This window comes from Hyphococcus sp. D3-15, from assembly GCF_055809375.1.
The window spans coordinates 3601230-3613731 of the sequence record NZ_CM147910.1 but is presented as its reverse complement, the minus strand read 5'-3'; the positions used below and the strand labels follow the sequence as shown (position 1 = coordinate 3613731).

Genomic DNA, 12502 nt, shown 5'->3' with positions numbered 1-12502 from the left:
GTTCTTACCTCAGCAAGTATGAGTAACTATTTTTCTGAAAAAGAGTTTTTGCAATTGCGCAGGGAAAGATGAAATTACGAGCGCAAGGCGCTCGCAGCGCATTCGCTGATATTTAAAGGCGCTTTAGCTGAATGTCGCCATTCTGCTGCATGGATATGTCGACAGGGAAATATTGAGAAAGAGCTTCTACAAAGGCTGTTGTGTCGCCTGTGTTGAAAATACCGCTAATGCGAATATCGGAAATGCTCTGGTCTGACAGTACGACTTGTGTCTGCGAATAGCGGTTTATTCGAGCAATCGCCGATGACAACGGCTCGTCTTCAAAAATAAGTTGACCGCGCGTCCATGCGACAGTGTGAGACAGCGCCACCTGTCGACGCAACACCGCATCGCCGCGACTGTCCACTGAAAGTTGTTCGCCCGGCGACATCTGTTGTTCTTTGCCGTTATTTTGCAGATGAGGCAGCGCATCGGAGGGCTTTTTCTTGTCAGCGCCAACATGCGTTTTGACGCCATGGACGGCGACGCGCCCCTCCAACAGAGTGACGAGTGTTTCTTGCGGCATTCTCTCGACATTAAACGCCGTCCCGAGGGCGACGATGGTCTGGTCGCCCGCCATCACTTTAAAGGGCCGCAGCGTATCCTTGGCGACTTCGAAGAAAGCCTGCCCGCGCTGAAGCTGTATGTTGCGGGCTTCGGCGGAGTAGGAGACTTGCAGCTTTGTGCCGGCGTCTAGCGTAACCTTAGAATTGTCGGCCAGTGTAATGACGCGGCGTTCGCCGATGGCGGTTTCGTAGGTGTTGTTATTGAGCTTTCCAAACGCCCACAGCCCCGTAGCGGCACAGAATATAGCGCCAAGGCCGGCGAAGGCGGCGGCGCGCCTCGTGACTTCAAGCCCGCGAGGATGGCGATGTGAGGCGCTGCGCCGAAGGGCGAGCCCGCGCAATTCCATCACTTCCGGCTCGGAGGCGACATCTCCGACGGCGCTCCATGACTCTTCGGCCGATGCGAAAGCCTCAGCGTGATCATCGCTCGCACGCAGCCATTGCCGGAAACGCTCCTGCGTCTCCGGGCTTGGCGAGCCCAGATTCACCTGCATAAACCAGTAGGCGGCCTCGTCAGACAGGTCGCCATCGGGCGCGCCTTGTCTGGAAGCTGAATCGCTATGTCCGGTCTTGTCTACCATTCTTCCCTGCTGCGGATCAGATGCGCTATCGCCTTCATCATGTGCTTTTCGACAGCGCTCTGAGAAATGCCGTAAAGGCTGGCTATTTCTTTGTATTTCATGTTCTCCAGCCGATGCAGAATAAAGATGTCTCTTGTGACCTCGCTCACGGAATCCAGCGCGGCGAGGATCGATTTGAGGCTTTGCTTGCTTTGTAAGACGCGCTCGGGCGAAATCACCTCAGTAGTATTCGACACATCGGCGAAAGAAGACAGCGAACTGGCCTGGGTGGCTTCGCGTCTGGCGTGATCCCGGAGCAGGTTGGCGGCGGTTTGAAAGAGAAAAGCCTCGGGGTTTCGAATTTTTTCTCCGTCTGAGCGCCGTATAATTCGATAAAATGTTTCCTGAACCAGATCTTCGACTTCAGCGCTATTGCGCGTGCGTTTTAGGAAGTAGGCGATCAGCGGACGTCTGAAATTCTTCGACAAGTCCTCAAGCAATGCGGAGTGTTCCGTTTGCGCTGCCTTCGCTACTTCATTCATGAGCTGTCCCCAGTAGATATGAACCCGCACACCGGCGGAACGGACGCATTTCTCCCTATTCGGGCGGGAAGCTATCACACCATTTTTCTTTTTACGAGAGAGCGCCGGCATTTGCTGAGGTAAATCCGCTATGGCGCGTCTTCCTTCATGCGCTGCAACTTTCTTCGTGCTTCGGGCGGCCCGTTGGTTAAGGGCCGTCTGTGCGGGAGGGGCAAAAAAATATCGCTGCTTGTTTTGTGCAAAGCGGCGAAACGGCGCGCAAGGGAGTGAAGGTCGGAATGGGAAGTCTTTTCAGCGACGGTTGGTGCTGGCGTAAAAACGGGCTGCGAAAGCATATAGCATGACGCGGGCCGCCCCTCGGCCGCCCGGGGCCAAAGCTTCCTCGCTGCACACGGATTCCGCTTTCAGCTGGCTGATGGCGTTTGCGGGATTTCTTTGTGTCATGTGCACCTATGGCGCGGTGACGGGATCGCTGCCGCTTATCTATGGGCAGGTGATCGACGAATTTGGCTGGTCGCGCACCAGCGCAGTGAGCATCGTGGCGCTCAAAAATCTGTTCTCGGCTATAACATCGATATTTCTGGTGGGCTTTGCGATCAACCGGTTCGGGTTGAAGGCGGTGATGATCGCGGCGAGCGTGATTACGGCGCTCGGCATGGCGTCGTTTTCCTGGATTGGAAGTCTTTACAGCTACTATTTCGCAGGCGCGTTGATCGGCCTCGGCGTCATGCCGGTCATGATCTCCTGTCAGGTGCTGGTGTCCCGATGGTTTACGCGCAATCAGGGGCTCGCTGTCGCCATTGTTGCATCAGGGGTCAGCGCCGGGGGCATCGTTTTTCCGTTTGTCACCAGTTTCCTGATCGAACAAATCGGCTGGCGGCTCGCCTTTGTCGTGATTAGCGCGCCGATCTGGGCGATCGCGCTGCCGCTATTTGTATTCCTGGTGAACGATAAGCCCGACGGCGTTAAAATCGCCAAACATGATAGCGAGCGCAAGGCGCAAGAAGCCGATAAAGCAAGACTGGATGCGGCGGATCTGGAGGAGACTTTCTCCGATGTTCTTAAAACGCCCGGCTTCTGGATTGTGGTCTCAGGCCTGTTCCTTGTATCCGCGGCGGACTCGGCGGTTTTGCAGCACACCTATCTGTTCCTTGAAAAGGAATTAAATCTCAGCGCCAGCGCAGCGGCGGCCGGTCTTTCGAGCATTTTTGGTTTGGGAATCGTCGCCAAATTGATGGCGGGGAAATTCTATGACGCCTTTTCAATTCGCGGTGTCTCCGCCTGGTATCTGCTGATCGCGTTCTCCATTTTTCTTGCTCTGCAGATAAGCGGCGCCGGGTGGCTGGCTGCTTTTGCGATTGCGCGGGGCATCGCCCATGGCGGCTTTGTCATCGTCGCCCCGGTCGTCGCCAAGCATTGCTACGGACCGCGTCTGATCAACAATGTCATGCCGGTTTATATGGGCGCCTTCGCAGTCGGTAATGCGATTGGGCCGACCATCATGTCGGCGATTTACGACGGCGCCGGTTCTTACAATCTTGGGTTTGGATTGTCGGTTGCGGCCTGTGTCCTGTCGGCGGCATCCCTGTTTCTTGTCCGGCCAAAGTATTGGGATCGTGTTCGCGCAACAGAACACGGACAACCATTGAAGGAGAGTTCGTCATAAAAAATAAGATCTTTTTCGGCTGGGTGCTTGTACCCGTCGCCGCGCTCGGCATGTGTTTCGGCTATCCCGGCGCGTTTATTTTTGGATTCAGTTCCTTCGTTATTCCGCTTTCGGAGCAATATGGGTGGGGACGCGGCGATATCGCGCTCGCTATCACCGTGTCCAATATCTCAATGATGGCGATGCTTCCCATATTGGGGGCTGTCGTAGACCAAAAAGGCGTCCGGGCGTTGCTGGTGCCGGCGACGATTATGTTCGGATTGATTTTCGCATTGTTCTCCCAGATGTCGCATCTCTGGCAGTTTTACATCGGCGCTTTCGCTTTGACGGTTCTTGGCGGCGGCGCCTCGACCATCGCCTATGTTCCGCTGCTGACAGGATGGTTTGACAAATACAAGGGACTGGCGCTTGGCCTTGGTATTTCCGGCGCGGGGATTGGCGCCATCATCATGCCGCGTCTTGTCAACTGGATTACGATCCATGCGAGCTGGCGAGAGGCCTATATGGCGATCGGGGCGGTCAATCTGCTGATCGTGGCGCCGCTGGTGTATTTCATGGTCCGGAACAAGCCCGCCGATATCGGGCAATATCCTGATGGCGTTTCGCAACAGGAATGGCGCAAATCCGGCGAGGCCAAGCTCGCAGCGGGATACACATTTTCCGAATGTCTGCGCCAGCCGACCTTCTGGAAGCTTGTCATCGCCAGTTTTCTTTTGGGCATTGCGCTTACCGGTGCGGTTTCGCAAATCGTTCCCCTGCTGGTCGATCGCGGCATGACGCGCGGCGAGGCGGCGGGCGCAGCATCAATGCTTGGCGTATCGATCATCACAGCGCGCATTATCTCGGGATATTTGATGGACAAATTCCACGCGCCCCATGTGGCCGCGCTTGCGTTGATGACAACGGCGGCGGGCTTTGCGAGCCTCGCCTTTGCGCCGAGCAACGCAACCGCGATCATGACGACAGTGGCGATCGGCATCGGCTTGGGTGTGGAATTCGATGTGCTTGGCTATCTCTGCGCGCAGTATTTCGGTCGCCGGTCCGTCGGGCGGACATACGGCTTTATGTACATGCTGTTTAATGTCGGCGGCGCCGCAGGCGTCTATTTTGCGGGCCTGAGTTTTGACCTGTTCGGATCTTACCATTCGGGCCTGATCGTCGCTTCGATTGCGACGCTCATTGCAATCCTCATGCTCCTTTTGATCGGCCCATATCCAATTTTGCCTTCGAAGGAATCCTCACCAAAAGAGGGGGAAGCAGCGTGACGAACGAGAAAAAGAAAAAACGCTCTCGGTTGATCGGCGCCGGCTCTTGAAATCCGGCCTCGCAGGCGGCCTGGCGGCGGGGGCGGCCGGCCCGGTCGCCGCACGCGCGCAGGCGCAGGAAGCGAACACAAAGGCGCCTGCGCCGACCCGCGCGGAAAAACAAATGGAAGAGGGCGACATCGCTTCCGTTGACCAATATGGCCCGGAATTGTCGGAGCGCTATTTCGTCGATCGTCCGGGCTCTGACGTCATGGTCGATGTCATCCGCTCGGTTGGTTTGCCCTATATCAGCCTCAACCCCGCATCGAGCTTTCGGGGCTTGCAGGAATCGATCGTCAATTACGCCGGCAATGAAAACCCTGAGATCATAACCGCGACCCATGAAGAGCAGGCGGTCGCCATCGCCCATGGCTACGCCAAGGCTTCTGGCAAACCCATGGGCGTGCTCGCTCATGGAACGGTCGGCATTCAGCACGCTGCGATGGCGGTCTACAATGCGTATGTCGACAGAACGCCGATGATCATCATGGGCAGCACCCATGCGGACTCCACCAAACGCTCCAGCTATATCGACTGGAACCATTCCGCGCATGATACCGGCAAGATTATCCGCGACTTCACGAAGTGGGATGCCGCGCCGCTTTCCTTGCAGGGTTTTGCAGAAGACTTCTCCCGCGCGATGAAAATTGCGCTGACACCCCTTACGGTCCTGTCTATCTGGCGCTTGATGCGCATATCCAGGAGGAGGAGGCGTCTGATCTCGCCATCGACATTCCCAAATTCACCAAAGGCGCGCCGCCGGTGGGGGATGAAAATGCAGTCGAAGAAATTGCGAAGCTGCTGGTCGAGGCGGAAAACCCGGTCATCGTTGCGGACATGTTTGCAAACACGCCAGCCGGCATGTCGCTGCTGGTGCAGATCGCGGAAGCGGTGAACGCGCCTGTGGTTGATCTTTGTGGCCGGATGAATTTTCCGACGACCCATTATCTGTGTCAGACCGCAGCGGAAGACGACCTCATCCTCGACGCCGATTTCATTCTCGGTCTGGAAGTGCAGGACCCGTGGGGCGTGGTGAACGCCATGACGGGAGGGCGCCGTCATGGCGCGCCCAGACGCAAGGCGCGCGATGACGCCAAGGTGGCGTTGATCGGCGTCAATGATCTGTTTTTAAAATCCAACTACCAAAGTTTTCAGCGCTATTTCCCGGCGGATATTTCAGTTTCCGGCGACGGCGAAGCGACAGCGCCGCTGCTATTGGAAAAAATCAAAGCCGCAATCACGCCCGCGCATCGTGCGAGATATGATGAGCGTGCACAGAATTGGCGTGAGGCGCACAAAGCCCAGCGCGAAGCGTCGCTGGATGCGGCGCGCTATGGCTGGGGCGCATCTCCGGTGAGCCTGGCGCGGCTCTGCGCGGAACTTTGGCCCAAGATCAACGATCGCGAATGGATGCTGACGCCGAGAGGCGGTGGCACATTTTTGAGCCGCTGGCCGCAGCGGCTTTGGGACTTTGACAAGCACCACAATCATATTGGCGATTCCGGCGCGGCCGGCGTCGGCTATGGGGCGCCGGGTTCGGTGGGGGCGGCGCTTGCGAATAAAGAAGCAGGACGCCTCACTGTGAACATCCAGGGCGACGGAGACTTTCTCTATGTGCCGGGCGCCTTCTGGACAGCGGCGCACCATAATCTACCCTTGTTGACGATCATGCATAACAATGGCGGCTACCATCAAGAGGTCATGCATTTGCAGCGCATGGCGACAGAGCGCCGTCGCGGCGTCGGCGGACCGGTAACCCATCACGGCCTGAAATTTGAAAATCCGAAGGTCGATTTTGCAACAGTCGCTAAAGGCCTTGGCGTCTGGTCGACAGGCCCCGTCGATAATCCGAACGATCTTTCGCGCATCCTGGATCGTGCGCTTGATGTTATCGATCAGGGTGAGCCGGCCTTGATCGACGTGCTCTGCCAACCGAGATAGGCCCCTTATGTTTGAACAGATGAAAACCTTTTCGCGCGTTCTTTTTGTTGTGCTGGCTTGCATTGCGCCGGCCTCTTGCAATGCGCAAACGCGCGATGCCGCGCAGAACGAGCCGCACCGCGCGGTGTTCGTAAAATATGGCTGTTATGAGTGCCACGGATATGAAGGGCAGGGGGCGGAAACGGGGCCGCGCCTTGCGCCTGATCCCCTGCCGCGGGAAGTCTTCATGTATTATGTGCGTCATCCGGCGCGGCGAATGCCGCCCTATGCGCCAAGCGTGCTTCCCGACGAGGACCTCGAAAAAATCTACCAGTATCTCCTCTCGCGGGCAGACGCGCCGGCGGTGGAGAACATTCCGTTATTATCGCAGAGCGAGAAATAGCCCGTCTTTCATCGCCCATACGTTGCGCTGAAATTTTTATAACTCACGCAATTGGTGGGTTGGCGCCGGCCGACTCGCTGGGCTGACTGGCGGCGAGACGCCAGTCATGCTCGGGCCGGAACATGCGCGGGCAAGGTTTTTGGATGCACCCTCAACCCTTAGACGTCTCAGAATTTAAAACGGCCGAGCTTTTCAAAAACAATTCTTAAAAGCCCGATCGTGGCTGGATAAATACGAAATTTTGCCGCCTAATATGTCCTTAAGACGGGGGACAGGGCGTAGATGTCGGCATATGTCTAAAATATTCGGGGCTTTTTTGAGTAACGAGACCGCAATAAGGCGGGTTTTTGCGAGATACTTCCGCCGGTCGGAGGATGTTGAAGACCTCACCCAGGAAGTTTTCATAAAATGTTTCGCAGCGGAGATGAAAACAGAGATCCTTGAACCCAAGGCGTTTCTCCTGCGATCCGCTAAAAACCTGGCTTTTAGCGAACTGAAAAAAAGTACGGACCACCACCGATTCTATCGAAGATTCCGGGGGTCAGACGTCTATATGGATGAAGCCGGGATCTCAGCGGAAACCCAGCTCGATACGAAGAGGAAACTAGCGGCCCTGTCGCAGGCTATAGCCAGCCTGCCGCCGAACTACCGCAGGGCTTTTTGGATGCGGAAAATAGAGAATTTGAAGCTCGCGCAGATTGCCGCGAGGCTGGATGTGTCAGTGAGTACGGCGAAAAAGCATGTGGCCGAGGCCCTGTTGATGTGTGAAGCTCACCTGCGCAAGCAGGGGTATGAGCCAGGAGAATTTGGCGCGATTCCTGCTGTAAATAGCGGGCGCCCAACCGGCGGTAGCGCGGTTTACGCAATTGCCGGTGGCGTAAGCGACGCCAATGAAAGCGATAGTGATGCGTAAATCGGAAACACTTGCAACGATGCCGGATCAAAAGAGCATCGACGCCGAGGCGGCGGAGTGGCTTGTTCTGCTTGAGGAGGACAATGTCTCGGCGGCGGACCGCGTTGCTTTTCTGGCCTGGCGTGGCGCGAGCGCCAGGCATCGGGATGCGTTTGAGCGGCTCGTGGCGCTCTGGGGCGCTTTCGATGAAGCCAAGGTTTTAGCGGACTACGCGGTCTCGGAAGAAAACAAGGAATTGCTCGCCAAAGATGCAGCGCAGGCCCGGTTCGGAATATTTGGGCGGCGCTCCGTTCTGACTGGCATGGCGGCGTCAGTCGCTGTGCTTGGTGCTGTCGGCGCATCAATCGTGATGAGCGGAAAATTCGCTGACCCTTATCCCCATTCATTTGAAACCGCGATCGGTGAGCAGCAGACCATAGATTTGCCTGACGGTTCGATCATCGAGCTTAACACCAACAGCCTAGTCGAATACGCCTATCTCAAAGACAGCCGCGATATTCGATTGTTGCGCGGCGAGGCTTATTTCAAAGTGGCGTCCGACAAGGACCGTCCCTTCACAGTGAAAACGCCCGGCGGCCGCGTGGTGGCTGTAGGGACGGCATTCACCGTTCGCCTTAACACCGGCAGCGAATTGGATGTTGTTGTTTCGGAGGGTCGCGTCATTTTTGTGCCCGAGGACGCTGCGTCGGCGCAGTCAGCCGCGCCGCAGGAAATAACCGCCATGGCCCAAACAGCGACCGCGGTAAGCGCCGGGCAAACCGCTGTTATCAGGGAGGACGTCGAGAGCGTCGATCTAATCGAGCCAGACGCGCTTGCCCGCAAGCTGTCCTGGCGGCAGGGGGTGCTGGCGTTCTCTGGCGACCCGTTGTCTGAAGTGATCGCCGATGTCGGCCGGTACACGGATATCGCTATTGAAATTGACGATCAAACGCTCCGCGATCTCCCGGTGTCCGGTTTTTTCAAAATAGGGGAGGTCGATGAAATGTTCGAAGCCCTTGAAATCATGGCGGGCCTGCAGGCGGAAAAAATCGACGCCAAGAGGGTGCGCCTTGTACGGATGACTGACAGAGGCTGACATGCGCCGCGTTTTTTGCATCTTTTTCTGTCGGGGGGCAGAAGCAAAATGGAGGCTAAAAATGCGTAGCGTGTCGGGGCTAACAACAAAAAAAACGTAGAGGGAAGAAACGCTGCCAGGACCGATGTAATATAAATTACATAAAAATCGGAAGGATGGTCGGCTGTTTTGGTTTTTGAAAAGTCTTATCCAGCGAGGCCGGATTGAATATCTCCAGCGTGTGTTGTTGGCGAGGCCAATAGGCGGGGATTGGCTGGGTTTGGGGCAAATGAACGTACTCTGCCGAATTTTGGCGGTGTCCATATTATTTGCGTCGAGTGCTTTCGCTCAGGATTCTGATGGTCGATATGCGTTCCATATCGAGCGCTGCACCCTGGGCGTTGCGCTTAATCAGTTTGTTGAGTTAACAGGCTCCAGACTCATCTATCCTGAAAAGCTCGCAAATGAAGGCGGGGTAAACCCCGTCATCGGTCAGTACACGGTTGAAGAAGCACTCGTTGCGTTGCTCGACGACACGGAGTTTTCCGGCGGCCTTACTCAGGGCGGGGTGATTGTCATCTCGCTCAAGAAAAGCACAAAGCTGGAAAGACGAGGGGCAACTGTGTCGAATAAGAATTTAAAACGAACATTGTTGGGTGGCGTTGCGGCGCTGTTCAGCACCGGAGGCGTGTTCGCGCAAGACGCGGAAACGCAAGCCGCCGCTGCAGATACGGTGGTTGTCACCGGGTCGCGCGTCGCCCGTAGCGGATTTGATACGCCGACGCCGACGACCGTAATCTCAAATGATCAAATCATGCAGACCGGTCTTGTCGACACCGGGGCTATCATCATGCAAAGCCCGCAGATAAGCGTCGGTCTCGGTTCTTCAAACGATACATTCAACCGCGACATCGGATCGAGCTTCATCAATCTCCGGGGCCTCGGTGAGAACCGAACGCTTGTTCTTATTGACGGGCGCCGCCGGGTTTCCGGTTCGCGCGAGGGCTCACAAGTCGACTTGTCCTCAATACCGCCGGGCATGATCGAAAGCATTGAAATCATTACCGGTGGCGCGTCAGCGGTGTATGGCGCCGATGCAGTCTCCGGCGTTGTCAACGTCAAGCTCAAGAAAGACTTTGAGGGTCTTGAGGCCACGGTTCGAGCAGGCATTTCACAGGAAGGCGATGCAGAGACCTATGCTGCTTATTTGAGCGGCGGCGGCGAGTTCGCGGGCGGCAAGGGCTATGCGAGCTTCGGACTTTCGGCGCAGGAATCGAAAGAACTGAAATATACAGACCGTGACTACGCTTCTGGCGCCGGCGCATTCACCTTCGTCAACAACCCGGCCAATACCGGCCCGGATGACGGCATCCCTGATCGCTTGATCATCTCTGACCCGCATTCGGTCTCGATTTCCTACGAGCCGACATTCGTAATCGGCGGTCAACGGTATTTCTATGATGGCGGCGTTGTGGCGCTGGACAATCCCAATTGCTATGGCAATAGCTGTTCAGGCGGCCCGTATGGCTACAACAGCAAAGAGCGCAACCTGCGCACGCCGCGGACTGTTTTCTCTGCAATATCCAATATGAGCTATGAAGTGGCGCCGTCGGTGCGCTTCGTCGCCGGCGTGGATTTCTCTTTCGCGGAAACCAAGACCAATGGCCAGAGCTTCTTTGACTCCGGCATTGTTCTCAGCCGTGACAATCCGACAATCCCCGCCGAAGTTCTGGCGCTGATGGGCTCTGCTCCCACGCTCACCATAGGCACCGAGCAGGAAGACCGCCTTGGCAACAAGCAATACGACAATTCGCGTTATACTTTCACAACCAATGTCGGTTTTGAAGGTGAAATTGCGGATCGCTTCAATTGGGAAGTGTTTTATCAATATGGCCGTCGGACGCAGAACTATTCGATCGCCAACACCCGCATTGAGTCGCGGTACTTCCAGGCTGTCGATGCAATTTCTGATGGCATGGGCGGCGCTATCTGTGCGGACCCGGTCGCAGTCGCTGCAGGCTGTGTGGCGCTCGATCTGTTTACGGGCGGTTTGATCCCGGAGGAAGACAAGGCCTATTACGCCTATACGCTGTCACGTAAAGTCGACAACGAGCAGGCTGTGGCGGGCTTCCAGATTACCGGTCCGCTGCTTGAGCTTCCTGCTGGCGCGCTTAGCGTTGCAGTCGGCGCTGAATACCGAAAGGACAAGCTGGCGGCGCAGGATGACGGTCTCGCCGCGCGCGGTGAGCTGTATCGTACTGACAATGGCGCACAGCCGGTTGAAGCCAGTACGTCGGTAAAAGAAGCCTTTGTCGAAGCTGTGGCGCCTATTCTCAAAGACCAGTTTCTGGCGGAATCGCTGGAGATCGAAGGTGCGCTGCGCTTTTCCGACTATAGCAGCATTGGCTCCACGCTTGCCTGGAAACTTGGCGGCGGCTGGGCCCCGACCGAGGATGTCCGGTTCCGCGTCACACGTTCGAAGAGTGTTCGCGCGCCGAACATTGTCGAGCTCTACGGACCGGAAAGCAGGGGCACGCTGAATATCACGAACGACCCTTGTGATGCGAGCCAGATCAATCTCGGATCGCCAACGCGTGAAGCGAATTGCCGTTCGTACGGCGTGCCTATGGGATGGGTCGATCCGGCATCGACGCTTGCGCTGCTGACCGTAATCGGCGGCAACGAAAACCTGTCCGAGGAAACCTCCAATTCCTGGACCTTCGGCGGCGTGTTCACGCCGAGCTTTGCGCCGGGGCTTCGCCTCTCGGCCGACTACTGGACTATCGAGATCGAAGACGCCATTCAGACGCTGGACGGCAACAAGCTTGTCGACAATTGCGTGGATGCGCCGACCACCGACAACGTGTTCTGTTCGCTGGTCACACGCGGCAACTTCCCTGGCCTTGCCGATCCGTATGTTGTGTCGCGGATCGACCTTCGCCAGGTCAATATCGGCAAGCTCTCCGCTAAAGGCATCGACTTCTCCGCTGCCTACAGAATGGACCTTGAAGATATTTCCGGCTCGCTTTCAGGCGGATTGGGCTTTGACCTGTCGCTGGTCTACCTTCTGGAGCTTGAGGAGCTGGTTGACGCCACGGACCCGACTTCCTTGCAAATCGAAGACGGAGAATATGACGACCCGACATGGCGCGGCCGCTTTTCGGCAAGCTACAGTCTTGATGATCTGACGGTCGTCTGGAACATGCGCTATGTTGGTTCGGCAGAACTCGATGTTCAAAGAACGCGCGAATACAACGTGATGCGCGTTCCTTCCAGACTCTACCATGATCTGTTTGTCGGTTATGAGCTGCCTGATCAGGGCATCACCCTGCAGGTCGGCATTAACAACCTCCTGAACGCACATCCGCCGCGCATGCCAAGCGTCTATGCCGGCACGTTTGACGGTTCTCTTTATGAGAATGTTGGCCGGAACTTCTTCCTCGGTGTGACGAAGTCGTTCTAACCCCGCATGACGAATTGGTCGGCGCCGCTAAGCAGCGCCGGCCATCGCTGCCGAAAATCCAATAAATCACAT

At 56.4% G+C, this 12502-nt stretch carries 10 protein-coding genes; 8 read left to right on the top strand and 2 right to left on the bottom strand.

All coding sequences use genetic code 11. From position 1 onward, the window contains the following. Positions 1–112: 112 nt before the first annotated feature. Both AC0L8G_RS17475 and AC0L8G_RS17470 read right to left on the bottom strand, forming a co-directional pair. The gene (locus AC0L8G_RS17475) at positions 113–1186 is read right to left on the bottom strand and encodes a FecR family protein (RefSeq protein WP_473385435.1); all 1074 of its coding nucleotides are present in this window, start codon (positions 1184–1186) and stop codon (positions 113–115) included. Further along, positions 1180–1707 (bottom strand): RNA polymerase sigma factor, encoded by a 528-nt coding sequence (locus AC0L8G_RS17470; protein ID WP_473385434.1) that lies wholly within the window; start codon positions 1705–1707, stop codon positions 1180–1182. The genes AC0L8G_RS17475 and AC0L8G_RS17470 overlap by 7 nt, the downstream gene beginning before the upstream one ends. Before the next feature lie 340 nt (positions 1708–2047). Here AC0L8G_RS17470 and AC0L8G_RS17465 point away from each other — a divergent pair, with 340 nt between their 5' ends. The 8 genes from AC0L8G_RS17465 to AC0L8G_RS17430 all read left to right on the top strand — a co-directional run bounded on the left by AC0L8G_RS17465 (position 2048) and on the right by AC0L8G_RS17430 (position 12430). Next, on the top strand, positions 2048–3373 hold the full coding sequence (locus AC0L8G_RS17465) for an MFS transporter (RefSeq protein ID WP_473385433.1): 1326 nt from the start codon (positions 2048–2050) through the stop codon (positions 3371–3373). Positions 3374–3396: 23 nt separating this feature from the next. Further along, positions 3397–4638 carry an MFS transporter gene (locus AC0L8G_RS17460; protein ID WP_473385432.1) on the top strand — a complete coding sequence of 414 codons (1242 nt, stop codon included), beginning with the start codon at positions 3397–3399 and terminating at the stop codon, positions 4636–4638. A 46-nt stretch (positions 4639–4684) separates the two neighbouring features. Then, on the top strand, positions 4685–5572 hold the full coding sequence (locus tag AC0L8G_RS17455; RefSeq protein WP_473385431.1) for a thiamine pyrophosphate-binding protein: 888 nt from the start codon (positions 4685–4687) through the stop codon (positions 5570–5572). Continuing rightward, positions 5515–6618, top strand: a complete 1104-nt coding sequence (locus AC0L8G_RS17450) for a thiamine pyrophosphate-dependent enzyme (protein ID WP_473388902.1) — start codon at positions 5515–5517, stop codon at positions 6616–6618. The genes AC0L8G_RS17455 and AC0L8G_RS17450 overlap by 58 nt, the downstream gene beginning before the upstream one ends. Positions 6619–6625: 7 nt before the next feature. Beyond that, complete coding sequence (locus tag AC0L8G_RS17445) at positions 6626–7000, top strand: c-type cytochrome (protein ID WP_473385430.1); 375 nt, start codon at positions 6626–6628, stop codon at positions 6998–7000. 292 nt (positions 7001–7292) lie between these two features. After that, positions 7293–7913 carry an RNA polymerase sigma factor gene (locus tag AC0L8G_RS17440; protein WP_473385429.1) on the top strand — a complete coding sequence of 207 codons (621 nt, stop codon included), beginning with the start codon at positions 7293–7295 and terminating at the stop codon, positions 7911–7913. Beyond that, a complete protein-coding gene (locus AC0L8G_RS17435) occupies positions 7906–8988 on the top strand; it encodes a FecR family protein (RefSeq protein ID WP_473385428.1) in 1083 nt (360 codons plus the stop codon). Before AC0L8G_RS17440 ends, AC0L8G_RS17435 begins: the two co-directional genes overlap by 8 nt. A 295-nt stretch (positions 8989–9283) precedes the next feature. Then, positions 9284–12430, top strand: coding sequence for a TonB-dependent receptor plug domain-containing protein (locus AC0L8G_RS17430; protein WP_473385427.1), 3147 nt, complete (start codon positions 9284–9286; stop codon positions 12428–12430). Positions 12431–12502 lie beyond the last annotated feature (72 nt).